The organism is Rhizobium sullae (assembly GCF_025200715.1).
Classification (GTDB): domain Bacteria; phylum Pseudomonadota; class Alphaproteobacteria; order Rhizobiales; family Rhizobiaceae; genus Rhizobium; species Rhizobium sullae.
In genome coordinates this window covers 3,210,246-3,234,620 of record NZ_CP104143.1, presented here as the reverse complement: position 1 = coordinate 3,234,620, position 24,375 = coordinate 3,210,246, and the positions used below count along the sequence as shown (strand labels likewise).

The window sequence follows — 24,375 nt, the reverse complement described above, 5'->3', positions numbered from 1 at the left end:
CTTGTCCGGAATGTAGAGGCTCCGGCCTTGAAGTCCAATCGCCCGCTGATAACATTTATTGCGATGCACACGGATATTGTCGATCTGCGCCAGTTCTATCATTCCGAGCTCGGGCGCCTTGCCGAGCACTCTATCGCTATGGCGCTGTCGTCGCTTTGGGTGCGGCTGCCGCAGGAGCGGCTCGTCGGCATCGGCTATGCCGTTCCATTCCTCGACCGGTTCGGTGCCGATACTGAGCGCACCTTCGCCTTTATGCCCGCCGGGCAGGGCGCCGTGAACTGGCCGGTGGGATCCTTGTCATCGACCGCTCTGATCTTCGATGAAGAATTGCCGCTTCCCGATTCGTCCATCGATCGTGTGCTGATGGTTCATTCGCTGGAATTCGCCGAAAGCCCGCGGGAAACCTTGAAAGAGCTCTGGCGCGTGCTTGCGCCCGGCGGACGGCTCGTCATCGTCGTGCCGAACCGGCGCGGTGTCTGGGCGCGCATGGAGCATACGCCTTTCGGCTCCGGGCGCCCCTATTCGCGGGGTCAGCTCACGCATCTGCTACGCGAGACGAATTTCACGCCCGGCGCTACGGCCGAGGCGCTCTTCTTCCCGCCATCGAAGCTTCGCACGGTTCTCAGCCTTCGCCGCGGCTTCGAACGCATCGGCCGCACGCTCTGGCCGGCCTTTTCCGGCGTCATCATCGTCGAGGCACAGAAGCGGCTCTATCAGGGACTGCCGGTTGCCGCACGGGCGTCGCGCCGCGTCTTCGTCCCGGTTCTTGCGCCGCATGGCGTCCCGACGACGCGCAGCTACTAAGTCTCACTCGACAAAGGCCGCGTTCCGCTTTATTGCCACAGGGCAATTTCCGGCCGGAATTTCCGGCGTTTTTTCAAGGTCGATCCCATGAGTGTTGAGATGAGCAAGCCTGTTCCGCGTCCCGGTATTCTGGACATTGCAGCCTATGTACCGGGCAAGGAACATGCACCAGGCGTTGCCCGCGTCTACAAGCTCTCCTCCAACGAAACGCCGCTTGGTGCGAGCCCGAAGGCGATCGAGGCCTTCCGTGAGGCCGCGGGCCATCTCGAGCGCTATCCGGACGGCCAGGCGATCGAACTGCGCGAGGCGATCGCTGCGATTCACGGCTTGAATCCGGCTAACATCATGTGCGGCAACGGCTCGGACGAACTGCTCGGCTTGCTCTGCCACGTTTATCTCAGCCCCGGTGACGAAGGCATCATCACCGAGCACGGCTTCCTCGTTTACAAGATTCAGATCATGGGCGCGGGCGCGACGCCTGTCGTGGTGAAGGAGAAGGACCATACCGTCGATGTCGATGCGATCCTGGCGGCGGTAAGCGACAAGACGAAGATCGTCTTCATCGCCAATCCCGGCAATCCGACCGGCACCTATATCCCAGTCAGCGAAGTTCGTCGCCTGCAGGCCGGCCTGCCGAACCATGTCGTCCTGGTGCTCGATTCGGCCTATGCCGAGTATGTCCGGCGCAACGACTATGAATCCGGTATCGAGGTCGTCTCCTCGAACGCGAACGTCGTCATGACCCGGACCTTCTCGAAGGTTTATGGGCTTGCCGCGCTCCGCGTCGGCTGGATGTATGCGCCTGCCGAGATCATCGATGCGCTGAACCGCGTGCGTGGCCCTTTCAATATGAATGCGCCGGCGATCGCGGCCGGTGCCGCAGCGATCCGCGATCAGGCCTTCATGCAGCAGGCCGCTTCCTTCAATCAGATGTGGGTCGAGAAGGTCACCGGAGCGCTCGAAACGATCGGTCTCAAGGTCACGCCGTCGGTGGCGAATTTCGTTCTCATTCATTTTCCGGATGCCGATGGCAAGCGTGCTACCGATGCCGACGAGTTCCTGACAAGCCGCGGCTACATCCTGCGGGCGGTTCGCAGCTACGGCTTCCCCAATTCACTTCGCATGAGCATCGGTCCGGAAGAAGCCAATCATGGCGTTATCGAAGCGCTCGGTGAATTCATGGGACGCCCGACATGACAGCGCAGTTTGATCGCATCGCGCTGATCGGCATCGGGCTGATCGGCTCCTCGATCGCCCATGACATCAAGCGGCTCGGGCTTGCCAATGAAGTCGTCGTTGCCACGCGCAGTGCTCAAACGCTGAAGCGCGCCGAGGAACTTCAGCTCGGCAGCCATTATACGAGTTCGTCGGCCGAGGCTGCCAGGGATGCCGATCTCGTTATCGTGTCCGTGCCGGTTGGCGCCTCGGAAAGCATTGCGAGGGAAATCGCAGGGACCCTAAAGCCTGGCGCGATCGTCACTGACGTCGGATCCACCAAGGCGTCGGTCATCGCGCAGATGCAGCCGCATATGCCGCCGCATGTGCACTTCATCCCCGGTCATCCGCTGGCCGGTACGGAGAAATCCGGACCCGATGCGGGTTTCCCCGGCCTATTTGAAGGCCGTTGGTGCATCTTTACGCCAATTACGGGCACGGATGACAGCGCACTAAAAAAGCTCCGCAAGTTCTGGGAAAGCCTTGGCTCAAAGGTCGATGAGATGGACGCCGAGCACCACGACAAGGTGCTCGCCATCGTCTCGCACCTACCGCATATCATCGCTTACAATATTGTCGGCACGGCGGACGATTTGGAAGCCGTGACGGAATCGGAAGTCATCAAATATTCCGCCTCCGGCTTTCGTGACTTTACGCGCCTTGCGGCGTCCGATCCGACGATGTGGCGTGACGTCTGCCTGCACAACAAGGATGCGATCCTTGAAATGTTGGCGCGCTTTTCGGAAGACCTCGCCTATCTGCAGCGCGCCATCCGCTGGGGCGAGGGCGACAAGCTTTTCGAACTTTTCAGCCGCACCCGCGCAATCCGTCGCTCGATCGTTCAGGCGGGACAGGACGTGGACGCGCCGGACTTTGGCCGCCCCCACGTGCAGGATACGAAGGCAAACTGAGCCTCAGATCGGCGGGATCGTGCCGAGTGGGATGAAGCCGCTTACGGTGGCATTGCCGTGCTGAACGAGGAGATCGACCGAAACCTTGTCCCCGCCGACCGCGAGCGCCTTCAGAAGCCTGGCGGCGGTGTCGACGGTTTCGGAGATTTCCGGGAAGGCCTGTTTCAGGCTGTCGCGCCAAGGGCCGAGCTGCTCGATTTCGAGCTTGAATTTGCCGGACAGGAAGCCTTGTGCATCGAAGGAGAAGGGCCCGGTAAGCGTCATCACCTTGCCGTCACCGATATCCGCCACGGCCTTGCGCAGCTCTCCGCTGGCCCCATAAAGCCCCTGCGGGTCGCTGCCGTCGATCATTCCACCCTTGCCTGCAAGGGTTATATCGGCGCTCGCCGCGAATTTCGGGAAGACCTGTGGCCAGTCCTTGATGACGGCATTTGCATCCTGGAGGGAGACGGCACCATCGAGATCGCCTGCATTCTGGCGCAGGTGGACTTCCGTGCGTCCCGCATCGATATTGACCGTCTGCCCAGTATAGGAGGAGACAGCGGTCGCCTTCAGGCCTTCGATGACCATTGAAGTCCGGTCGATGCCCCTCAGCCTCGTCACCAGACTGGATTGCAGATTGGCCCATTCAGCCGAGATCGAAAGGCCGTTTGCCGTACGGATTTCGGCCGGCGCATCGAGCTCCCAAACGATATGGCCCGGCGCGTAAACCTGCGCTGCGGAGCGAAGTTCGCCAAAGGAAGCCGAGACGCCGTTCGTGTTGTCGTCCACACTTACTTTCGAGCAATAGAGGCCGATGCGGAACGGGTAGCCGCGAAAGTCGATACCGGCGCATTCGCCGCTGACGCCCGCCGTGCTGCGCGGCGTAATCGCCTTCAGCACCGTCTCCTTGAGCTGCGAGGCCGCGTAGAACCAACCGCCGGTATAGATCGCGATGAACAGAACGATGCCCAAGCCGAGCAACCAGAATTTTCTGCCGCTGCCGGATTGGCTTGACGCTGCCATGATGGTTCTCCAATGGTGAATCGCGAATGGGAATTTCGGTCTGGCGTGCGATATGGACGAATTTTGGGTGTTTGGCTACGGATCGCTGATGTGGAATCCGGGCTTCGAGTTTCTTGAGCGGTCCCAGGCCCTTGTTTACGGTTACCGGCGCTCCTTATGCGTCCATTCCTGGGTTCACCGCGGCACGCAGCAAAATCCGGGTCTCGTGCTCGGTCTCGATCGCGGCGGCTCTTGCCGCGGCATGGCGTTTCGCGTGGCCTTGGAGAAGCGGGACGAGGTAATGGACTATCTGCGTGCCCGCGAGCTCGTCACCAACGTCTATCGGGAGCGCCATGTGCCGTTATCGCTTTCCGGTCGGAGCAGCGTCAAGGCAGTTGCCTACATCGTTGATCGCGATCACGCCCAATATGCCGGCGCACTCGATGCCTCTGCAGCTGCCCACATTGTACACGAGGCAAAGGGTCAGTCAGGCTCGAACGACGCCTACGTTTTCAATACGCTCTCGCATCTGCAGGAGATGGGGATTCGCGATCATTGGCTGGAACGGGTCGCCAACGAGGTCGAGCGGCTGCGGGCCGCTTAGGCGGAGGCGGCCTTTGCCTTGCGTAATTGCGCCAGTCTCGCGGTGGCGGTCGGCGGCAAGGGCAGGTGCGGATTGCGCGCGGCGGTATCGATCAAAAGCTCGTCGCTCGCCTCCTCGGTCACATCGATCAGGTGCTGAAAGAACGCATCCGGATCGAGGCCCGGCGGGATGGCGGGCAGGATGCGAACCTTGAAATGGCCGGGACGGCGCACGGCGCTGCGGCGCGGCCAGAAAAGACCGGGATGCATGGCGACCGGCACAACCGGAATGCCAAGATCCCGATACATGCGGGCAATTCCGTACTTGTAGAGCGGTTCTGCGCCCGGAGGCCGGCGCGTGCCTTCCGGATAGATGATCAGCTGACGGCCTGTAGCAAGCTCTTTCTTGGTGCGCTTCAACACCTCGACCATCACCTTGCCGCGCGCACCGCGGTCGACCGGGATCATGCGTTGCTTTTTCGCGTACCAGCCGAAAAGCGGGATCCACATCAATTCGCGCTTGAGGATGTAAACCGGGTCGTTCAGCCAGGGCAACAGTGCATAGGTGTCCCAGAAGGACTGGTGCTTTGGGGCGAGGATGTAGCTTCCTTCCGGCAGGTTCTCGATGCCTTCGATTTCGAAGGTCGTCCCGACGATCTTTTCCATCAGCCAATGGTTCGAAAGCGCCCAGTTCTTGGGGATCGCATAGGCGGTCTTGCGGGGCACGATGAAGTAATAGGGCGACAGCACGATCATCCGGATGATGAGGTTGGCGTAGAAGATCGTGTTGAAGAGGACGGAACGCAGGGCGATCATGAAGTTTTCCAAAGCCATTATCCGCGTGACCGCGGTTCGCCCTGCCTACACGATAATGGCTGCCATAAAAAGCGCCTGATGAAAATCAGCTCTGGCCCGTGATGCTTGCTGAGCGAAGGCCCGGATGGCGCCCGAAGCCGGTGATATTGCGTGCGCCTGCCAAAAGCACCTTGCCATATTCGGCCAGCATGACGCGAAGTGCATTCGGATCAGTGAACCAGGCCCGTGTCTTCAGATCCGAGTTGACGACCGGGTAGGGGATGAACTGCGTATCGGCATCAACGTAGGCAAGTTCCGCGAGACTGCGTGGCATGTGGTAATTGTTTGTAACGACCAGAACGCTCTTGTAGCCTTTGGCATGGATCCAGTTCGCGGCCTCCTGCGCGTTGCCGATCGTGTCGATTGCGTCATAGCCGATGTCGACGCAGCAATTGAACAAATCGGCCGGGGCCGATGTGGTCTTTCGAATCTGTGCTCGGGTTGTCGACGGATGGACGCCCGATATGAGCAGCCGCTTGCCTGCGCCCTTTTCCAGCAGTTCGACGGCCTGATCGATGCGCTGATAGCCACCTGTCAAAACGACGATGGCATCGGCCTTCGGCTCGGCTGGAGGTTTCAAGGTCGTGATGGAATCGGCGAACCGTAGGAAACCAACGAAAAGCAGCGCAGTCGTCAGCACGAAGGCAAATCCGCCCCACCGCAACATCCGGCGTAGAGGGCCGCGACGCGGCGCGCCGACACCGTAGCTTGCAAGCGCCGGCTCGGGACGAATCGGATTGCGTCTAGTGTGGCCCATGGTCATGAGTCGTAAATATATGCAGATTAAGGCAGGGAACAGACACTTTCGTGGCAAAAAGGACTGGGCCGTTCAATTCGCGATACCATCGGTTCGCGTCGGATCGGAACGCAGCGTATCGATTTCATAGATTGTGCGCATGACGGTCAGCCGTGCTGTAAGCGTCGTCAGCAATGCGATGACGATCATTGTCGCGAAGATGCCGAGGTAACCGAGGGCTCCGACCGAGAAGGTGCCGAAGAGAGCCGTCGCCTGGTCGGTCTGCGGGGTCGCGATCGTACGGCTTTGCAGGAAGCCTGCCGCAAGGAAGAAGAGAGCCGCCAGCGCGCTGCCGATTGCCGATCCCTTGAGGCTGATCTTGAGGAAATGCTTCTGGAATTCGCTTGCGACAAAGGAGCTTTCGGCGCCCACGAAATGCAGGACCTCGACGATATGGCGGTTGCCGGAAAGCGCGCCGCGTGTCGCAAAGACGACTGTCAGCACCATGGCTGTGAAGACGAGCAGCAGCACGCCGGTCCCGAGCATGACCGTCGTATGCGCCATTGAAACGAGACGATCGACCCATGTGCGGTGATCGTCGAGCGAGGCTTGGGGAATGCTCTCCTTTAACAGCGAGCGCATTGCGTCAAAATCGGGCGGGTTCCCCTCGTCGATGGTAATAATCACGAGGCGGGGGACAGGGAGTTCCTTGATATCAAGGCCGCTGCCGAGCCATGGCTCCAAAAGGCGCGCCGTTGCAGCCTCATCAACGATCTGGCCGCTCTTGGTGCCGACGAAGGTCATGGCGATATCGCGCGCCTGCGTCAGCGCCTTTTCCATGTCTAGGCCGTCCTCCGGCCTGATCTGGATGGTGATCTCACGGGAGATCTGGCTCTCCCAGCTCGCCGCCGTCGAACGCACCATGCTGACACCGCCAAGCGTCAGGCAGGCGAGGAAGGCCATGATGGCGATGACCACCGTCAGTGCGTTGCCCTGAATGTTCGAGGGCGGCAGGATCGACGCGGTTGGCCGCACGCGCATCTCCGCCCGCTTCTGCTCGGTAAGGGGTGCGCCTTGCGCGCGGTTTTTCGGTGCAGGCTCAGTCATAGACGTCAAGATGCCCCTCCGAAAGAATCATACGGCGGGCTTCCACCTGGTCCATCAGCGTCAGATCGTGGGTTGCGATCACGACAGCCGTACCGAGGCGGTTGAGTTCGAGAAAGAGGTTCAGCAGGCGGCGTGCCATCGGTGGGTCGACGTTGCCGGTCGGCTCGTCGGCAAGCAGAACCTCGGGCCGGTCGATCAGCGCGCGGGCGATCGCCGCGCGCTGTTTCTCGCCGCCGGAAAGCACGGGCGGAAGCACATTGATGCGCTCGCCGAGCCCGACCCATTTCAGCAGTTCCAGCACGTCGGTCTTGTAGGAGCTCTCGTCCTTACCGCGCACGCGAAGCGGCAGCGCGACATTCTCATAGGTCGTCAGATGGTCGAGCAGGCGGAAATCCTGGAAGACGATACCGACGCGGCGGCGAAGCAGCGGCAGTTCCGGCCGCGGGATGTCGGAGATGTCGCGCCCGAACATACGGATCAGCCCGCGCGTCGGCTGCAGCGACATGAAAAGCAGGCGGAGAAGCGTCGTCTTGCCGGCGCCGGAGGGACCCGTCAGGAACTGGAAAGACTTTTTCGGAATATCGAAAGTGAGGTCCCGGAGGATCTCCGGCCCCATGCCATAGCGCAAACCGACATTCTCGAAATGGATCAACGGGCAGCCCAGTCTTTCGTGGTTTCACGCCATCGACTTGTTAACCAACACCGTTAACAACCAGTAAATTTCGTCGGAAAGATGCCTGTCTGAAGGCAAGCTTAGCGAAGCATTAACCATTAAAATTTACGACTGAGCAGGATTCGTTTCAATGCCGGATTTCAGCCGTGCACTGAAACCATGTGAAGATGGGAGAAACCGTCAACATGGAAGCATCCTCCTTCAGGCGCCGGGCGCCGGGCTACGCCTACGATTTCTTGCCGCCGGAACCTGCCGCGCGCCAGCCCCGCTATCCGGGCCGTCCGGATGACGTCGCCGATGCCGAGTTCGTCGTTATCGGCCACCGGAGCCAAGGCTTCAACGTTAGAAGCTTCAATGACGATCGCAAGCGCGCTGCTGCCGCGGCCAAACTATCTAGGCCGCCCACGGCTTTCTCGAAGGCGACTGCGTTCCTCGCGATTGCAGAAAAATGGCTGCAGCAGGCATCGCTCAAGAGCTTTGCAGCTTTGGTCTTCATGCTTTTTGTTCTTGTTTTCGGCCTGACGGGCGGTTTCGCGGGCCTGTCGGCGAGCAGTACCGCTGCGTTGACCTCGCCGCTTCACTTCACGCACGTCACGGTCACGCCGCGCGAGGCCAATGGTATGAGCATCCTGGCTATCAACGGCATCATCGAAAACGGCAGCGGTACGACACAGACCGTCCGGCCGATCCGCGCCGATCTGGTGAACGACGAACGACTGGTGGCCAGCATGGTCATCAACCCGCCGGCGGACGTCATCTATAGCGGCGAGAGCCGTGGCTTCTCGGCGCGCGTGCAGCACTCTGGTGGAAAAATGCCAGAAGTCCGGCTTTCCTTCATGCCTTAGGGTGTTTCTGCCTCTCTAATGTGCTAACGGCTTACCCTTCGTTTTCATGGAGCAAGCCGTATGCCTGTCGTGCGCGGAAAAAATATCGAGCCGCTTTTCACTGCCGAGCAGATTGCCGAACGCAATCATGTGATGGCAAAGCAGATTGCCGAGGGACCTACAAAGGACCTGCTCGTGATCGCCGTGCTGAAGGGCTCGTTCATATTCGCCGCCGACCTCATCCGCGCATTGCATGACAGCGGGCTCGCGCCAGAAGTCGAATTCATTACGCTTTCCAGCTACGGCACTGGAACGGTTTCGCAGGGCGTCCGAATCGTCAAAGATATCGACAGCGACGTGAAAGATCGCGACGTGTTGTTGATCGACGATATCCTCGAATCCGGCCGCACGCTGCTCTTCGCCAAGGAACTGCTCTACGAGCGCGGCGCGCGCAACGTCAGCATTGCTGTGCTGCTCGACAAGAGCGTCAAGCGCAAGGAAAAGCTCGAGGCAGACTATGTCGGCTTCGAATGCCCGGATTATTTCGTTGTCGGCTACGGCATGGATGCCGCCTATGCCTTCCGCGAACTGCCTTTCGTCGGCGTAGTTACCGGCGACGCCTGACCCCATCGGTGCCAAGACGGGTTGTTAACCATGCCGTCCATCCCTTTCGCCCGTTTACCGATCGAAAAGGAACGCCGTGCAATTTCCGTTCCGGGGCATGAAGACGGAGCGATGCACATCATGGCAAAAATTCTGATTACGGAAGACGAAGATTCGCTTCGCTCTTTCGTCGCCCGGGCCTTGCGCCTTGACGGTCATGAGACCGACGAAGCCGCCGATGGCGCCGAGGGGCTGGAAAAGCTGAAAGATGGGGTCTATGACTTGCTGCTTTCGGATATTCGCATGCCGGTCATGGATGGCATCGAGCTTGCGCATCAGGCGAAATCCGCATTTCCGGCGCTCAAAATCCTGCTGATGACGGGCTATGCCGAGCAGCGAGAACGGGCTGACGACCTTGCGGAAAAGATCGTCGACGTCGTGTCGAAGCCGTTTGCCCTCCCGGACATCCGAAAGGCGGTTGCCCGGGCGCTGGCTGCGTGAGACGGCGGCACCTTCCACACGTCCTCATTCCTGAGCCTGTTACGGGAAGCCGGCCGCGCGTCGGCGTCGTGAATGAATCGTCATTTGAAAGAGAGTCTTCCGCGCTCAAGGATTTGGGCGGCGCATTGCGATCCAATTTCAGCTACTGAATATCCAGCAGCCGCTCCAGATAGCGGCGCTCCATCTCCTGCGTCGGATTGTTGCCGAGTTTTTCGCGGATCGCATCAAGGATTTCGCGGGCGCGCTGCACGTCGATTTCGTCGGGTACCTTCACCTGATCGCCGAAATCCGGGCCCTCTGCGCGGCGCGGGCGGCCGAGCGGATCGCGGCCGTTCTGGTTGCCCTGGCCAACCTGGCCTTGCGGTCCTTGACCCTGTTGGCCCTGCTGCGCCTGCATCATCTGGTTCATCATGTCCCGGGCGCCTTGGCGCAGCGCCTCTAGCGCGCGGCCCTGGCCCTGGAGGGCCGGTTCGCCGCGGCCTTCGCCGAGTTCGCGCCCGGCACCTTCCATTTCGCGCTGTGCCTGACCAAAGCCCGGGCCGGGCTTCATGCCCATTTCGCCAAGGCCCTTCTGTAGCTCGCCGAGCTGCTTGCCAAGCGCATCCTGCTGGGCGCGGAGCTGTTTCAGCGCCTCGCGCAATTGCTCCTCAGTCATCTGCTGGTCCGAAGGTGACTGCCCCTGTTCGCCGTTCTGCCCCTGCTGCTGATCCTGCGGCTGGCCATCCTGGTCCCGCATCATTTCATCGAGCAGCGGATCGTTCATACCCATATTCGGGTCGCCACGCTGCATACGATCCTTCAACTGCTGGTCCAGTTTGAAGGTCTGCTCCATCAGCTTTTGCTGATCGCGGAGGATCTGGCCGAGCTTGTCCATCTGCTGGCGCATCTGGCTGTTGTCGCCCTGCTGTTGCTGGCCTTGTTGCGGCCTGCCGGCCTGCAAGTTGTTCATCATGCGCTGCAGTTCGGAAAGCATCTGCTGAGCGGCATCGCGGTTGCCTGAGCGGGCCAGATTCTCGATCTGGTCCATCATACGCTCCAGATCCTGCTGACGGATGACGTTCTGCGCGTTCTGGTTCGGCTGCATCGGCGCATTCTGCATGCGCTGCGCCAGTTCCTTCATATATTCGTTCATCGCCTTGCGAAGCTCGTCCATGAGCTTCTTGATCTCCGGGTCCGGCGCATTGCGCTGAAGCGCGTCGGCGAGGTTCTGCTGGGCGTTGCGCAGGTTGCGTTCCGCAAGCGAAAGGTCGCCATCTTCCATGCCGATCGCGATATCCCAGAGATAGTCGGCCGTGTCCTTCAACTGCTCGTCGCCCTTGGCGAGCTTCATGCGCGTCTGCGCCGATTGCAGCAGCAGATAGTTGGTGAGACTCGGAATCGTCTCTTCGGGGCGGATCGTCAGCGCCTCGTTGAGTGCGATCGCCTCCGGCATCTTGCGGGTATCGAGCGCGAAAACCTGACGCTCTTCCGCAACGGCTGCGGCGAGCGGTTCATTGAATGGGCGTGACGGCAGCGTCGTTTCGTGCGGCGGGCTTCGGCCGGTCTGGCCTGCTGCGTCCTTGGCGACCAGCGTGACGCGTACGCGTTTTCCGGCAAGCGGATGTTCGGTGAGGTTCTTGCTGGTCACGGCCTTGGCATCACGCGCATTGCGGCGCGGAATGTCGAGCCGGAAATCGGGTAGCGGATAAAGCGGCTTTGCCTGCGGATCGGTTTCGATCGGCACGATCTCCGCACGCGCTTCCTGCACGCCGTAGTCGTCCTTGACGGTGAAGCCGATTTCCAGCGCGCCGTTCACGCTGCGTTTGGGCAATCCATCGAAAGCAATTTCGGGCGTCTTGTCGGGAATGACATTGAAGCTCCAAGTACGGCCATTGACGAGCAACGCACCGTTTTCCTCAAGCTTCATCAGATGTGTCTGTGCGGCAAGCGCTGGCGCCGCAGGAGTCTGTGGCTGGGCTTGTGATGCAGCAGGCTGCTGCTTTGCCTCCGCAGCGATTTCCTCCGCCTCGCCGCTCTCTTTCCTGAAAACGACCTTTTCGTTCGTCTGCCCGCCGCTGACGCGAACGGTCAGGTTCGAGAACTGCGGAATGTTGATCGCCCGCTCAGTGCCGGCTGCCGTCAGATAGACCGGAGCGCGGCCCGTATAGGAGGGCGGGGTGACCCATGCGTCGATGCGCACGGCCGGATTGGTCGCTGCCGGCGCGGCGGGCGGCTGCAGGGCATCGGTGATCGAGCCGCCGTTGGTCGAAAGCGAGTAACCGAAGGCCGTGACGAGAAGGAGGGCCGGGATGGCACGCAACGCGAAACGGTCGTGGGTTGCGATGTCCGGGCGGGGGAAGCCGGTATCGAGGACTGCGATTTTCTTCGCCATACGCGTCTGGTGCTCGCGCCAAAGCGCCCTTGCGAAGGGCGTGTCGAAGGCCGGTTCGTCTTCCTGCACCGTCACCGGCTGATGCGGCAGGCCGTTGCGTTCCTCAAGCAGCCGGTCGGCCTCGGCGACATTCGGCCAGCGGAGACTGCGAAACGGGATGAGTGCGGCGAGAAAGGCGACGCCAAAGGCGATCAGCAGCGTGATACGCGCGAAATCGGGAATGGAGCGGAAGAGCCCGAACCAGGACGCTGCGAAATAGAAGGCAACGACGGAAAGAACCGGGACGAGCGGCGGCAGTATCTGCTCGGAAACGAGTACGAGGCGCGCAAAGAACCGCTTTACCGCTACGAGCCTCGCGAGAGAGGGCCGAACGGCAAATGCACCATGTCTTTGCCTGCGGGGGCTTTTCGTCAATCCGGTCTCCGCCATTTGATGCTAGAGTAACAGAGGGCGCTTCCGGCGCTTGCTGGGCAATACGCTCGCATGAAGAAAGGATAACACTCTTTGTGGCGAAGGCGAGGGCAGGCGGCCGGCAAAGCCGGTTTTTCACCCCTATTCGCCAAAAAGTGATGAGGCTGTCAGTCGAGCCAGGCAGGCACGGAGTCGAGGCCGATCAGTTCTTCATAGGTTCGGCGAGGCCGAATCACATGGAAATCGGCGCCTTTCACCAGCACTTCCGGCACCAGTAGGCGGCTGTTGTAGGTGCCAGCCTGCACCGCGCCATAAGCGCCGCCGGAACTGACGGCAAAGAGATCGCCCGGCTTCGGCATCGCCATTTCGCGATCAAGTGCCAGATAGTCGCCGGTCTCGCAAACCGGACCTACGATATCAGCCTTGATGCGCGGCGCATTGGCGGCGGAGATCACGACAGGCCGGATTTCATGCCAGGCGTCGTAAAGCGTCGGGCGAATTAGGTCGTTCATGGCCGCATCGACGATAACGAAGGTCTTTTCACCGCCGTCCTTCACGTAGATGACTTCCGTGACGAGAATGCCGGCGTTGCCGACGATCAGGCGGCCCGGTTCAGTCACGATCTTGCAGTTCAGCCCGCGGAGCTGGTTCTTGACGATCGCCGCGTAGGCATCCGGCAGCGGCGGCGGATTGTTGTCTTCCTTGTAAGGAATACCGAGGCCGCCGCCAATATCGACATGGTGGATGTCGTGGCCGTCAGCACGCAGCGTGTCGACCAGTTCGCGCAGCAGCTTGAAGGCATCGTCGAAGGGCTGCAGCTCGGTGATTTGGCTGCCGATGTGCATATCGATGCCGGTGACCTCGATGCCCGGCAGCTTCGCGGCGTGTGCATAGACGGCGCGGGCGCGCTCCCAGGAAATGCCAAACTTGTTTTCCTTCTTGCCGGTCGAGATCTTCGAATGCGTCTTCGCATCCACGTCCGGATTGATGCGGAAGGAGACAGGCGCCTTCTTGCCTGCCCTGACGGCGCGCTGATTGAGGATTTCGAGTTCCGGTTCGGATTCGACGTTGAAGCAGTAGATGCCAGCCTCGAGCGCGACGTCCATCTCACGGGGCGTCTTGCCGACACCCGAGAACATGATGCGGCTTGCCGGGATGCCTGCGGCGAGCGCGCGGCGTAATTCGCCTTCGGACACGACGTCGATGCCGGCGCCGAGCTTGCCGAGGGTCTTCAATACCGCCTGGTTCGAATTCGCTTTCATGGCATAGCAGACCATGGAGTCGATATCGCTGAAAGCTTCGGAAAAGACCCTGTAGTGCCGCTCAAGCGTTGCGGTCGAATAGCAATAGAAAGGCGTGCCGATAGCCTTGGCGATCTCCGGAACGGGGACGTTTTCGGCGTAAAGGATGCCGTCGCGATATTCGAAGTGGTTCACGGAACGCGCCTATCAAAGCAAAGGATCGAGAAGGAAAGGTCTGTCGACGGCACCCGGCTGTTTCGTCGGCTTCGACACGTCACCTTCCTTCGTTGCCATCGCGCTCGGCGGATCGAGATCGCCTTTGCGTCCGCATCCGGCAACGGCAAGTCCGACGACGGCAAAGACAACCGTCAGGCGGATGAGGTGCGGCAAGCTGGTCTGCATGGGATTCCTCTTGGAGCGGCGCTGATGGACATCTTCATAGCGAAGTTTATCCGCCTTGTGCACCCTGATTGTTTTGCTCAGTTGCGAGCCCGCCAATAGGCGATCTGCTTGCGCACTTCGGAGGGAGCAGTGCCACCGAAGCTCTTGCGGCTTGCAACCGAAGCCTCGACCGTCAGGACGTCGTAGACCTTGTCGGTTATCGCCGCATTGATCGCCTGGAGATCGGTAAGCAGCAGTTCGGCGAGGTCGCAGCCCTTGCTTTCAGCAAGCGCCACAGCACGGCCAGTCACATGATGGGCGTCGCGGAACGGAAGTCCCACCTCGCGCACCAGCCAGTCGGCAAGATCGGTGGCCGTTGAATAGCCGGAGCCGGCCGCGGCTTTCATGCGGGCGGTATTGACCGTCATGTCGCGGACCATTCCGGTCATGGCGGCGATCGCCAGCTCCAGGCTCTCGGCGGCATCGAAGACCTGTTCCTTGTCTTCCTGCATGTCCTTCGAATAGGCGAGCGGCAGGCCCTTCATGATCGTCAGCAGCGCAACCAGCGAGCCGTTGATGCGGCCGGTCTTGGCACGCACCAGCTCGGCAGCATCCGGGTTCTTCTTCTGCGGCATGATGGAAGAGCCGGTCGAGAAGGCATCCGAGAGACGCACGAAACCGAATTGCGGCGTCGACCAGATCACAATCTCTTCGGCCAGACGCGACAGATGCATGCCGCAGATCGCAGCGATCGACAGGAACTCGATGGCGAAATCGCGGTCGGAGACCGTATCGATCGAGTTGCGGGTCGGCTCGCGGAAGCCAAGCGCCTTTGCCGTCATGTGGCGGTCGATCGGGTAGCCGGTACCGGCCAGCGCTGCCGCGCCGATGGGACTCTCATCCAGATGCTCGATGGCGTGGCGGACGCGCGAACGGTCGCGGCCGAACATTTCGACATAGGCCATGCAATGGTGGCCGAAGGTGACGGGCTGGGCGGTCTGCAGATGCGTGAAGCCCGGCATGACGCTTTCGGCATGTTCTTCGGCGCGGTCGAGGAAGGCTGCGATGAGGTTCGTCAGCATTGCTTCCGTCTTCTGCAGCTCTTCTTTCACCCAGAGGCGGAAGTCGAGCGCCACTTGGTCGTTGCGCGAACGGGCAGTGTGAAGGCGTCCGGCCGCCGGGCCGATCAGCGCGGCAAGGCGGGCTTCGACATTCATGTGAATGTCTTCGAGTTGGCGGGAGAATTCGAAATTGCCGCTTTCAATTTCTGACAGGATCGTGTTTAGCCCGTGAACGATCTTGTCCTTATCGTCCCCGGAAATGATGCCCTGGTGGGCAAGCATCGTCGCGTGGGCGATCGATCCGCGAATATCCTGGGCAAAGAGCTTCTTGTCGAAACCGATCGAGGCATTTATCTCCTCCATGATCGCGTCGGGGCCGGATGCGAAACGTCCGCCCCACATCTGGTTGGAGGATTTGGTGTCCTTTGTGCCGTCGGCCATGAAAGATGCCTGCCTTAAGGGTGCGTGCCCTGGAGAATGAAATGACGACAAGAAAGCTGTTCAGGCTGCCATCCTTGAAATTGATCGCGATAGCCACCGTCGCAGGCATAATTGCCGGTGCGGCAGCGGTTTACATTAAGGAGACCGGGTATGGCAATGCCGGCCGCGAAACGGTCTCTGCCGAGTGCACCGCCGCCAAAGATCTCGCTCAGAAGATTACGCCGCTCGCCAAAGGCGAGGTGGCGGCGATGGTTGCTGCCAACGCGCCGCGAAAGCTCCCGTCCGTCGCCTTTAACGGTCCAGACGGCAAGCCGATGACGCTCGAGAATTTCGCGGGCAAGACCGTGCTTCTTAATCTCTGGGCGACATGGTGCGTGCCCTGCCGCGAAGAAATGCCGGCGCTGAATGCGCTGGAGAAGGAGATGGGCAGCGACAAATTCCAAGTCGTGGCAGTCAATATCGATACCGGAGATGACGAGAAACCGAAGGCATTCCTAAGCGAGACCGGGGTCGATTCCCTACAGTTTTATCGCGACAATACGATTGGTGTCTTCAACAGCCTGAAGAAGGAGGGGCTGGCTTTTGGCCTGCCGGTGACTTTGCTCATCGATGACAAAGGGTGTTTGGTTTCGGCAATGAACGGCCCTGCCGCATGGGATAGCGGCGATGCGAAGGCGCTGATCAAGGGTGCTACAGGATCTTAAAGTTACCGCGTCGGGATGGGTGTTTCGCCGCGGTAGTCGTAGAAGCCGCGGCCGGACTTGCGGCCGAGCCAGCCGGCCTCGACATACTTCACCAGCAGTGGGCAGGGGCGGTACTTGGAATCAGCCAGGCCGTCATGCAGCACCTGCATGATCGAGAGGCAGGTGTCGAGGCCGATGAAATCGGCAAGCTGAAGCGGGCCCATCGGGTGGTTGGCGCCGAGCTTCATCGCCGTGTCGATGGCATCGACAGTGCCGACACCTTCGTAGAGCGTGTAGATCGCCTCATTGATCATCGGCAGCAGGATACGGTTGACGATGAAGGCGGGAAAGTCTTCCGCAACCGTGATGGTCTTTTCCAGCGATGCGACGAATTCTTTTGCGGTCGAAAACGTGGTTTCGTCCGTTGCTATGCCGCGCACCAATTCCACCAGCTTCATCACCGGGACTGGGTTCATGAAATGGATGCCCATGAAGTGCTCGGGCCGGTCGGTTGCCGAAGCCAGACGGGTGATGGACAGCGAGGAGGTGTTCGTCGCAAGCAGCGCGCCCGGCTTCAGCACTGGACAGACCTGCGCGTAGATCTTGCGTTTTACGGCTTCCTCCTCTGTCGCCGCCTCGATAACGAGGTCGGAGGGAGCAAGGTCATTCAGATTGGCGGAGCCGGAGATGCGAGAAAGGGTCGCTTTGCGCTCCTCATCCGTCATCTTGCCGCTCGTTACCTGACGGGCGAGGTTGCCGTTGATGGTCGCAAGACCGGATTCAATGCGCTCCTGTGTCACGTCGTAAAGCTGGACCTTGTAGCCCGCAGCTGCTGAAACATGCGCGATGCCGCAACCCATCTGGCCCGCACCGACGATACCAATCGTTTTCAACACCGCACTCATCTCCAAACCCCCGCGGCAGCTTCCCCGCCCCGCCGTATTGTTCTAATGAAACTGCCGGGCAAAAGGATCGCCCGGCAGCAGTAGTAGCGCCATAAGAGATAATTTTCCAGTCATTCGCAAGTGCGAAAAGCTGGCAATCTGCCTGATTAAAGAGCTTTCTCAAGTTCCGGCAGTGCCTCGAAGAGATCGGCGACGAGGCCGTAGTCGGCGACCTGGAAGATCGGGGCTTCCTCATCCTTGTTGATGGCGACGATGACCTTCGAGTCCTTCATGCCGGCGAGGTGCTGGATGGCGCCGGAAATACCGCAGGCGATGTAGAGCTCCGGGGCAACCACCTTACCGGTCTGGCCGACCTGCCAGTCGTTCGGCGCATAGCCGGCATCGACGGCCGCGCGCGAAGCGCCGACGGCCGCACCAAGCTTGTCGGCGAGCGGCAGGATGACCTCCTTGAATTTCTCGGCGGAACCGAGAGCCCTACCGCCGGAGATGATGATCCTGGCCGAAGTCAGTTCCGGACGGTCGGAGGCCGACAGCGCGTCCTTGACGAAAGTCGAAAGCCCAGGATCGAAAGCAGCCGGAATTGCCTCGACGGACGCCGAACCGCTTGTCTCCGCAGCGGCGAAGGATGCCGTGCGTACGGTGATGACCTTCTTGGCGTCGGTTGCCTGCACCGTCTGGATGGCGTTGCCGGCGTAGATCGGGCGCTTGAAGGTGTCCGGCGAGATGACCTCGATGATTTCCGAGACCTGCGCCACGTCGAGCAACGCGGCAACGCGCGGCAGCACGTTCTTGCCGGTCGAGGTCGCCGCCGCAATGATCGTGTCGTAGCTGCCAGCGAGCGAAACGATGAGATCGGCCAGCGGTTCAGCCAGCTTGTTTGCGAGCTCGCCGCTTTCGGCGAGCAGCACCTTGGAGACGCCGGAAAGCTTGGCGGCGGCATCGGCAGCCGCCTTGGCGCCCTTGCCGGCAACCAGCACAGTGACATCGCCGCCGATCTGGCTTGCAGCGGTCAGCGCCTTGGCGGTCTGGTCGGAAAGGCTCGAATTGTCGTGGTCAGCCAGAAGCAGAATGGCCATGGTCGTATTTCCTTTCTCGAACCTTAGAGGACGCCGGCTTCGGTCTTGAGCTTCTCGACGAGCTCGGCGACCGACTTGACCTTGACGCCCGCCTTGCGGCCCGACGGCTCCTCGGTCTTCAGCACTTTCAGGCGCGGCGTAGTATCGACGCCGAAGTCGGCCGGGCTCTTCTTGTCGAGCGGCTTCTTCTTCGCCTTCATGATGTTCGGCAGCGAGGCATAGCGCGGTTCGTTGAGGCGAAGGTCGGTGGTGACGACGGCCGGAAGCTTGATGTCGATCGTCTGCAGGCCGCCATCCACTTCGCGGGTCACGGTCGCCTTGCCGTCGCCGATCTCGATCTTCGAGGCGAAGGTCGCCTGGGCGGTGCCGAGAAGAGCTGCCAGCATCTGGCCGGTCTGGTTCGAATCGTCGTCGATCGCCTGCTTGCCGACGATGATCAGACCCGGCTGTTCCGCGTCGGCGACGCCCTTGAGGATCTTCGCAACGGCAAGCGGCTCGACGGCATCGTCAGTCTCGACGAGGATCGCCCGGTCGGCGCCCATGGCGAGTGCTGTGCGCAGCGTTTCCTCGGCTTTGGCGGGGCCGATCGAAACAACGATCACTTCCTCGGCCTTGCCGGCTTCCTTCAGACGCAGCGCCTCTTCCACCGAAATCTCGTCGAACGGGTTCATCGACATCTTGACGTTGGAAAGCTCGACGCCCGTGCCGTCCTGCTTGACGCGGATCTTCACATTGTAATCAACCACCCGCTTCACGGGGACCAGAATCTTCATGGGGTCCTTCCTTCAACTCTTTCGCCAAGAAAATGCGCGCTTCGGCGCCGCTCCGATTGTCGAATGGCGACATGGATACGCGTTTTTCCTCCAAATACAACGCTTGCCAGTCGCAGACAGACAAATTGCATCTGCAAATATATGACGCTTACGTTCACGTCAATATTCAGCGCTGCCTGATTTCTAACTTAGCGTCCGGACGCCCCATCCTCAGCGGCGGCAACTGCTCGACTTACCGCCGGCGTGCTGCGAACGGCGCGTGGCGTGACGATCTCACGATCGAACAGCGGTACGCCCTTTCGGCGCATGAAGAAGACGAGTGCGGCGCCAGCTGTGATACCGCCGGCATGGGCACCCCAGGAAACATTGCCGTCCAGATCGATGAACAGCATGAAAAACTGCTGGCCGATCCAAAGGAGCAGCGGCACGAAGGCGGGAAGCGGCAAAGGAACGCGCAAGAAGACAAGAACCCAGACTTTCACGCGAGGGTGAAGGACGACATAGGCTGCAACCACGCCGGAGATCGCGCCGGAGGCGCCGACCAGCGGCGCCTGCGATTCAGACACGAGCAGACCGTGGCAAAGCGCGCCGAAGGCGGCGCAAACGAGATAGAAGATCAGGAAGCGGAAATGCCCCATGGCATCCTCGACATTATCGCCGAAGACCCAGAGGAAGATCATGTTGGAAGCGAGGTGCCAGAAGCCGGCATGCACAAAGGCATGGGTGATGTAGGTCAGCGGCTCCGGAACAATCGCAAGGCCGGGAGCCAGTGTCGCGTAGTCAAAGGCGACCGCTGGTATGTAGCCGAGGCCGACCGCCGTGGCCTGAGCCGTCTGTTCCGGAGCGAAGAAGCCGGTGAAAAGCCAGACGGCGATATTCATTCCGATCAAGCCCAGCGTCACCCACTGGACCTTGATGTGCTTCAGCGTATTGGCATCGTGCAGCGGTATGAACATAAAGCCTGCCCCGGCTCTCGTGATGGCCGGAGCCTACCTGTTTTTTCCGGGAACCCAAAGTACATCCGCGTTGCCGTGGCTATTCGCATGGCGTGCCGCAACGAAAAGGAAATCCGAAAGCCGGTTGACATATTTCAGGGCAGCTTCGCTGACGATTTCGCCTTCCGTGCGGGCGAGTTCCACCATCAGTCTTTCCGCGCGGCGCGCGATGGTGCGCGCCAGATGAAGATAGGCAGCTGCCGAATGACCGCCGGGCAGAACGAAGGATTTCAAGGGTTGCAGATCGGCATTCAATTCATCGATCTCGCTCTCGATCCGCGCCACCTGCGTATCGATGATGCGCAACGGCTCGTGCGCCGGTGGCTTGCCGTCGTCGGGCGTCGCAAGGTCTGCGCCGAGGTCGAAGAGATCGTTCTGGATCAGTATCAGCATTCTCTCGAGAACCGGCATGCCCTGCATATGCAGTCTTGCGACGCCGATTGCGGAGTTGACTTCGTCGATCGTGCCGTACGCTTCCACGCGCAGGTCGTATTTGAGACGGCGCGGTCCGGAAACAAGCGCCGTCGTGCCGTCGTCGCCAGTCTTCGTGTAGATCTTGTTGAGCGTTACCATTGCCTACCCCTTCTTCCCGGCGTTAACTAGGGCGGCCGCCGCCTGTCAGCCAGAGCGTCAGCATGATCAGGATCACAGCGATCGCTTGCAGCAGCACGCGGAGCTGCATCAGCTTGTTGGAAGTGTTCGCGTCGCCGCCCTTCATCATGTTGAAAAGGCCGCGGACCAGCACGAGCGCGACGACGCCCATCATGATGATCGCGAAAAGATAGGTGGCCGTGGACATGGCGGTCGGCTTTCTTGGTCAGTCGGTCCAGCGCATCAGGCGATAGAAGAGATCCGCCGGAAACAGCCTCTTCAGCAGCATGCCCTGTTTTGCCGGAGTCGTTACAGGATAATGTGGCTTCGGATTGTTCGAGTTCAATGCGTGTTGCAACACGGCATAAACGGCGTCGGGTTGAAGTTTATGTCGGTTCTTCGGACCCGTCCCGTCAAGCCGTGCAAGTTGCCGGCGGTAATCTGCCGCATGCACGGAATTGCGGACGTCGATATGCTCCTTGAACTTGGCGAGCGCGTTGGCGGTAAAGCGCGAGGCAATCGGACCCGGCTCGATCAGGCTCACATGGATGCCGCTGCCTTGAAGCTCCATGCGCAAGGTGATGCTCAAGCCTTCGAGCGCGAACTTCGAAGCGGTGTAGGCGCCGCGGAAGCGATAGGGCACGACGCCGAGAATGGACGAGCATTGCACGATGCGGCCCGAGCCTTGCTTTCTCATCAGCGGCAGCACTTGCCGCGTCAACTCGTGCCAGCCGAAGAAATTCGTTTCGAACTGAACGCGCAGCACTTCGGTCGTCAAGTCCTCGACTGCGCCGGGCTGGCCGTAGGCGCCGTTGTTGAAAAGTGCGTCGATGCGCCCGCCACTTACCTCGGCTACATTGCGAACGAAATCAGTGATCGTGTCAGGCCGCGTATAATCCATCAGGAAGGCTTCGATTCCTTCTTCCTGGAGCGGTCCTAGGTCACCGTGCTTTCGCACTGTCGCAAAGACGCGCCAGTCGTCTGTCTTCAGGGCTCGCGCGCAATAGGCACCGATGCCGGATGAGCATCCGGTCACGATGATGGTGCGCTGCTCGGCCATGGAATGATTCCTGTACAAATTGGGACTCGTTTCCCATATTCGAACCGACGATACAATGAAGAATGCCTGGGGATCGAATGCCGAAGATAGTGCGGACGCTCTATGATGTGGCATATGACGCGATCTGCCACCTCATCGAGGATGACGGTTTCGCAATGGCGAGCCACGTCGCATTATCGATCTTGCTGGCGGTTTTCCCCTTTTTGATCTTCGGCACGACGCTCGCAAACTTCCTCGGCGCCGACCAGTTCTCCTCCACGGCCGTCCATCTTATTTTCGATACTTGGCCTGAAGCGATTGCCAAGCCCATAGCCGATCAGGTGTTGCAGGTTCTGACCATCCCGCGCGGCGGGTTGCTGACGGTCTCAGTACTGGCGGCGGCCTACTTCGCCTCCAACGGCGTCGAGGCGTTGCGCATATCGCTCAACCGCGCCTACCGCGTGCAGGAGACGCGACCCTGGTATATCACGCGCCTTGCCAGCCTCGGTTACGTGCTGATCGCCGTGATCATTTTTGCCGCCATCAGCATCCTGCTCGTCGCCGTGCCGTTCGCGCTCGATTATGCCCGGCAGTGGTTTCCGCTCTTTGCCGATACGCTAGAGATTGTTTTCAGCTGGCGAATCTACGGAACACTCTTTGTGCTGACGGTTGGCCTGCTTGTCGTTCACCTCTGGCTGCCTGCCGGCCGCAGGCGGGTTTACGACGTCATTCCCGGGGTCTTGCTGACACTGCTTCTCTGGTTCGCTGGCGCGCTGATCTTCGCCTATTACCTCGCCACCTTCGCGAACTATACGGCGACCTATGCGGGTCTGGCATCTGTGATGGTCGTGCTGATCTTCCTCTACATGGTGGGGGTGATCTTCATCGTCGGCGCAGAGATCAATGCGGCGCTGATGAAATTCCGGGTGCGTGCGATCTTCGCACGCAATTTCCTGAGCGGGCAGGGCAGCAAGCCTTCAAAGACCGACAAGGTGCCGGATGTCGGCCGCCGATAGCCCTTTGCCCCGCAACGCCGCAAGCCCGGTATCGCCATTGCTTTTCGAGAGTTTGCGTCCGCTCGCATCCGTCACCAGCCGATGGTGGTGATAGATCGGCTGAGGCAGGTCGAGCAATACCTGCAGCAGCCGGTGGACCGATGTTGCATGAAAGAGGTCGAGCCCGCGCACGACATGCGTGACGCACTGCAGCGCATCGTCAATCACAACCGAGAGGTGATAGCTCGACGGCGCATCCGAGCGCGAAAGAACAACATCCCCCCACACCGATGGATCGGCCGCAATTTCCCCGGTCTTGCCGTCGCCGGTCTCGCTCCAATATAAAGCATGGCCGGCAACCTGCAGTGCGCGCGTCATATCCAGACGCCAGGCGTGTTTCAGTCCGGAGGCAAACATCCTGCCCCGCTCGCCCTCACTTCGGTCGCGATCATCGGCTGGGTAGTGCGGCGAACCGTCCGGGTCGCGCGGCCAGGGGCTGCCGCCGGCTTCGGAAGCGGACACTCTGGCTCTCACCTGGCCGCGTGTCAAAAACGAAGGATAGACCAGTCCACGTTTGATCAGACCATGCAACGCCGCATGATATTCCGCGAAATGGTCGGATTGCCGCCGGACGGGTTTCTCCCAGCTGATCCCGAGCCATTCGAGGTCGGCATAGATGCCCGCTTCGAATTCGGGTGTACAACGCGTCAGATCGATGTCTTCGATGCGCAGCAACAGGCGTCCGCCCGCGGCCATGTCCTGATTGAGGAAGGCCGAAAGCGCGTGGCCGAGATGCAGCGGGCCGTTGGGGCTGGGCGCAAAACGGAAAACGGGCTTTTGACGCTGAGTCGTGACCATGCTTTCTTCTGCCACGAATTCGAAACTATCGCGAGGCAACGTGCAGATCATCCGAAGCGACGAGGATATCCGTGAGGGACTAAAGCATCTGCTTCGCCTCGATCCGCGGCTCGCCGGTATTGCCGAGGAGGCGGGGCCGATTCCGCTGCGCCTTCATGAGCCGGGTTTTGCAGGCCTTGCGCATATCATTGTTTCGCAGATGGTTTCGCGTGCAAGCGCCGATGCCATCTGGCGACGGATGTCGCCTGCCGAAGGGTTGCTGACGGCAAAAAGCTATGTCGCGCTGCGACCGGATGCCTGGCGGGAATTCGGTCTGTCGCGTGCCAAGGCGACAACGCTCTCGAGCATCGCCGAAGCAGTCGTATCCGGCCGCCTTGATCTCGCACTTCTTTCCTCAAAGCCGCCGGAAGAGGCGCTTGCCGAGTTGACGGCGCTGAAGGGCGTCGGTCCCTGGACGGCAGAAGTCTATCTGATGTTTTGCGGCGGGCATTCAGATGTCTTCCCGTCGGGAGACGTCGCATTGCAGAACGCCGTCGCTGCAGCCTTTGGTCTCGCACAGCGCCCGCAGGCGAAAGCGCTCGCCTCACTTGCCACGGCCTGGTCTCCCTGGAGATCCGTTGCAGCAAGGCTTTTCTGGGCTTACTACGCTCAGAAACTCGGTCGCGGGCTCCTGCCGGTCGGCTGATGGGCTGTGCTCATCGAATTGCCGTTATTGACTGAATTTATTGGACTTCACAAGGCTGTCACAACCAGCCTAAT

At 60.4% G+C, this 24,375-nt stretch carries 27 protein-coding genes; 10 read left to right on the top strand and 17 right to left on the bottom strand.

What is annotated here, in order from left to right; all coding sequences use genetic code 11:
* Positions 1 to 27: 27 nt before the first annotated feature.
* The 3 genes from N2599_RS16230 to N2599_RS16220 all read left to right on the top strand — a co-directional run bounded on the left by N2599_RS16230 (position 28) and on the right by N2599_RS16220 (position 2,930).
* Complete coding sequence (locus N2599_RS16230) at positions 28 to 804, top strand: class I SAM-dependent methyltransferase (protein WP_027512346.1); 777 nt, start codon at positions 28 to 30, stop codon at positions 802 to 804.
* A gap of 87 nt (positions 805 to 891) precedes the next feature.
* Positions 892 to 2,001 (top strand): histidinol-phosphate transaminase, encoded by a 1,110-nt coding sequence (hisC, locus tag N2599_RS16225; protein WP_027512345.1) that lies wholly within the window; start codon positions 892 to 894, stop codon positions 1,999 to 2,001.
* Entirely contained in the window at positions 1,998 to 2,930 is a 933-nt protein-coding gene (locus tag N2599_RS16220) for a prephenate/arogenate dehydrogenase family protein (protein ID WP_027512344.1), read from the top strand. Before hisC ends, N2599_RS16220 begins: the two co-directional genes overlap by 4 nt.
* A 3-nt stretch (positions 2,931 to 2,933) precedes the next feature.
* On the opposite strand, the gene N2599_RS16215 is transcribed toward N2599_RS16220, so the two are convergent.
* On the bottom strand, positions 2,934 to 3,935 hold the full coding sequence (locus N2599_RS16215) for a DUF2125 domain-containing protein (protein ID WP_027512343.1): 1,002 nt from the start codon (positions 3,933 to 3,935) through the stop codon (positions 2,934 to 2,936).
* Positions 3,936 to 3,987: 52 nt separating this feature from the next.
* Between N2599_RS16215 and N2599_RS16210 the strand changes: the two genes are divergently transcribed.
* A complete protein-coding gene (locus N2599_RS16210; RefSeq protein WP_027512342.1) occupies positions 3,988 to 4,518 on the top strand; it encodes a gamma-glutamylcyclotransferase in 531 nt (176 codons plus the stop codon).
* Here N2599_RS16210 and N2599_RS16205 read toward each other — a convergent pair.
* From N2599_RS16205 to ftsE, 4 genes are all read right to left on the bottom strand, one after another.
* The gene (locus tag N2599_RS16205) at positions 4,515 to 5,312 is read right to left on the bottom strand and encodes a lysophospholipid acyltransferase family protein (protein WP_027512341.1); all 798 of its coding nucleotides are present in this window, start codon (positions 5,310 to 5,312) and stop codon (positions 4,515 to 4,517) included. The genes N2599_RS16210 and N2599_RS16205 overlap by 4 nt on opposite strands.
* Before the next feature lie 85 nt (positions 5,313 to 5,397).
* Entirely contained in the window at positions 5,398 to 6,114 is a 717-nt protein-coding gene (locus tag N2599_RS16200) for a YdcF family protein (RefSeq protein ID WP_027512340.1), read from the bottom strand.
* Positions 6,115 to 6,180: 66 nt separating this feature from the next.
* Positions 6,181 to 7,194: a cell division protein FtsX gene (locus N2599_RS16195; protein WP_027512339.1), complete on the bottom strand. Its 1,014-nt coding sequence runs from the start codon at positions 7,192 to 7,194 to the stop codon at positions 6,181 to 6,183.
* Entirely contained in the window at positions 7,187 to 7,846 is a 660-nt protein-coding gene (gene ftsE / locus N2599_RS16190) for a cell division ATP-binding protein FtsE (protein WP_022718083.1), read from the bottom strand. Before ftsE ends, N2599_RS16195 begins: the two co-directional genes overlap by 8 nt.
* Positions 7,847 to 8,052: 206 nt before the next feature.
* Between ftsE and N2599_RS16185 the strand changes: the two genes are divergently transcribed.
* From N2599_RS16185 to N2599_RS16175, 3 genes are all read left to right on the top strand, one after another.
* Complete coding sequence (locus N2599_RS16185; RefSeq protein WP_027512338.1) at positions 8,053 to 8,712, top strand: membrane protein; 660 nt, start codon at positions 8,053 to 8,055, stop codon at positions 8,710 to 8,712.
* A gap of 60 nt (positions 8,713 to 8,772) precedes the next feature.
* Positions 8,773 to 9,315 carry a hypoxanthine phosphoribosyltransferase gene (hpt, locus tag N2599_RS16180; protein ID WP_027512337.1) on the top strand — a complete coding sequence of 181 codons (543 nt, stop codon included), beginning with the start codon at positions 8,773 to 8,775 and terminating at the stop codon, positions 9,313 to 9,315.
* A gap of 120 nt (positions 9,316 to 9,435) precedes the next feature.
* Positions 9,436 to 9,795: a response regulator gene (locus N2599_RS16175; RefSeq protein ID WP_027512336.1), complete on the top strand. Its 360-nt coding sequence runs from the start codon at positions 9,436 to 9,438 to the stop codon at positions 9,793 to 9,795.
* Between the two features lie 142 nt (positions 9,796 to 9,937).
* Here the strand turns inward: N2599_RS16175 and N2599_RS16170 are convergent, their stop codons facing one another.
* From N2599_RS16170 to argH, 4 genes are all read right to left on the bottom strand, one after another.
* Positions 9,938 to 12,595, bottom strand: a complete 2,658-nt coding sequence (locus N2599_RS16170; RefSeq protein WP_027512335.1) for a TIGR02302 family protein — start codon at positions 12,593 to 12,595, stop codon at positions 9,938 to 9,940.
* 149 nt (positions 12,596 to 12,744) lie between these two features.
* Positions 12,745 to 14,013 (bottom strand): diaminopimelate decarboxylase, encoded by a 1,269-nt coding sequence (gene lysA / locus N2599_RS16165; RefSeq protein ID WP_027512334.1) that lies wholly within the window; start codon positions 14,011 to 14,013, stop codon positions 12,745 to 12,747.
* A gap of 12 nt (positions 14,014 to 14,025) precedes the next feature.
* Entirely contained in the window at positions 14,026 to 14,220 is a 195-nt protein-coding gene (gene lptM, locus N2599_RS16160) for an LPS translocon maturation chaperone LptM (protein ID WP_027512333.1), read from the bottom strand.
* 77 nt (positions 14,221 to 14,297) lie between these two features.
* The gene (argH, locus tag N2599_RS16155) at positions 14,298 to 15,701 is read right to left on the bottom strand and encodes an argininosuccinate lyase (RefSeq protein WP_027512332.1); all 1,404 of its coding nucleotides are present in this window, start codon (positions 15,699 to 15,701) and stop codon (positions 14,298 to 14,300) included.
* A gap of 41 nt (positions 15,702 to 15,742) precedes the next feature.
* Here argH and tlpA point away from each other — a divergent pair, with 41 nt between their 5' ends.
* Positions 15,743 to 16,405 carry a thiol:disulfide interchange protein TlpA gene (gene tlpA, locus N2599_RS16150; RefSeq protein ID WP_027512331.1) on the top strand — a complete coding sequence of 221 codons (663 nt, stop codon included), beginning with the start codon at positions 15,743 to 15,745 and terminating at the stop codon, positions 16,403 to 16,405.
* Positions 16,406 to 16,407: 2 nt separating this feature from the next.
* Here the strand turns inward: tlpA and N2599_RS16145 are convergent, their stop codons facing one another.
* The 7 genes from N2599_RS16145 to N2599_RS16115 all read right to left on the bottom strand — a co-directional run bounded on the left by N2599_RS16145 (position 16,408) and on the right by N2599_RS16115 (position 21,784).
* Entirely contained in the window at positions 16,408 to 17,289 is an 882-nt protein-coding gene (locus N2599_RS16145; protein ID WP_027512330.1) for a 3-hydroxybutyryl-CoA dehydrogenase, read from the bottom strand.
* A gap of 146 nt (positions 17,290 to 17,435) precedes the next feature.
* The gene (locus N2599_RS16140; protein ID WP_027512329.1) at positions 17,436 to 18,365 is read right to left on the bottom strand and encodes an electron transfer flavoprotein subunit alpha/FixB family protein; all 930 of its coding nucleotides are present in this window, start codon (positions 18,363 to 18,365) and stop codon (positions 17,436 to 17,438) included.
* 23 nt (positions 18,366 to 18,388) lie between these two features.
* Positions 18,389 to 19,138 carry an electron transfer flavoprotein subunit beta/FixA family protein gene (locus N2599_RS16135; protein ID WP_027512328.1) on the bottom strand — a complete coding sequence of 250 codons (750 nt, stop codon included), beginning with the start codon at positions 19,136 to 19,138 and terminating at the stop codon, positions 18,389 to 18,391.
* Positions 19,139 to 19,326: 188 nt separating this feature from the next.
* On the bottom strand, positions 19,327 to 20,094 hold the full coding sequence (locus N2599_RS16130) for a rhomboid family intramembrane serine protease (RefSeq protein ID WP_027512327.1): 768 nt from the start codon (positions 20,092 to 20,094) through the stop codon (positions 19,327 to 19,329).
* Between the two features lie 33 nt (positions 20,095 to 20,127).
* Positions 20,128 to 20,706 (bottom strand): cob(I)yrinic acid a,c-diamide adenosyltransferase, encoded by a 579-nt coding sequence (locus N2599_RS16125; RefSeq protein ID WP_027512326.1) that lies wholly within the window; start codon positions 20,704 to 20,706, stop codon positions 20,128 to 20,130.
* A 22-nt stretch (positions 20,707 to 20,728) separates the two neighbouring features.
* The gene (locus tag N2599_RS16120) at positions 20,729 to 20,932 is read right to left on the bottom strand and encodes a twin transmembrane helix small protein (protein ID WP_027512325.1); all 204 of its coding nucleotides are present in this window, start codon (positions 20,930 to 20,932) and stop codon (positions 20,729 to 20,731) included.
* Between the two features lie 18 nt (positions 20,933 to 20,950).
* Positions 20,951 to 21,784: an SDR family oxidoreductase gene (locus N2599_RS16115; RefSeq protein ID WP_037143113.1), complete on the bottom strand. Its 834-nt coding sequence runs from the start codon at positions 21,782 to 21,784 to the stop codon at positions 20,951 to 20,953.
* Between the two features lie 77 nt (positions 21,785 to 21,861).
* Here N2599_RS16115 and N2599_RS16110 point away from each other — a divergent pair, with 77 nt between their 5' ends.
* Positions 21,862 to 22,779, top strand: a complete 918-nt coding sequence (locus N2599_RS16110) for a YihY/virulence factor BrkB family protein (protein WP_027512324.1) — start codon at positions 21,862 to 21,864, stop codon at positions 22,777 to 22,779.
* On the opposite strand, the gene gluQRS is transcribed toward N2599_RS16110, so the two are convergent.
* Positions 22,741 to 23,616 (bottom strand): tRNA glutamyl-Q(34) synthetase GluQRS, encoded by an 876-nt coding sequence (gluQRS, locus tag N2599_RS16105; RefSeq protein WP_027512323.1) that lies wholly within the window; start codon positions 23,614 to 23,616, stop codon positions 22,741 to 22,743. The two genes, N2599_RS16110 and gluQRS, sit on opposite strands and share 39 nt — an antisense overlap.
* Between gluQRS and N2599_RS16100 the strand changes: the two genes are divergently transcribed.
* Complete coding sequence (locus N2599_RS16100) at positions 23,615 to 24,301, top strand: DNA-3-methyladenine glycosylase family protein (protein ID WP_027512322.1); 687 nt, start codon at positions 23,615 to 23,617, stop codon at positions 24,299 to 24,301. The genes gluQRS and N2599_RS16100 overlap by 2 nt on opposite strands.
* The last annotated feature ends 74 nt before the right edge of the window (positions 24,302 to 24,375 follow it).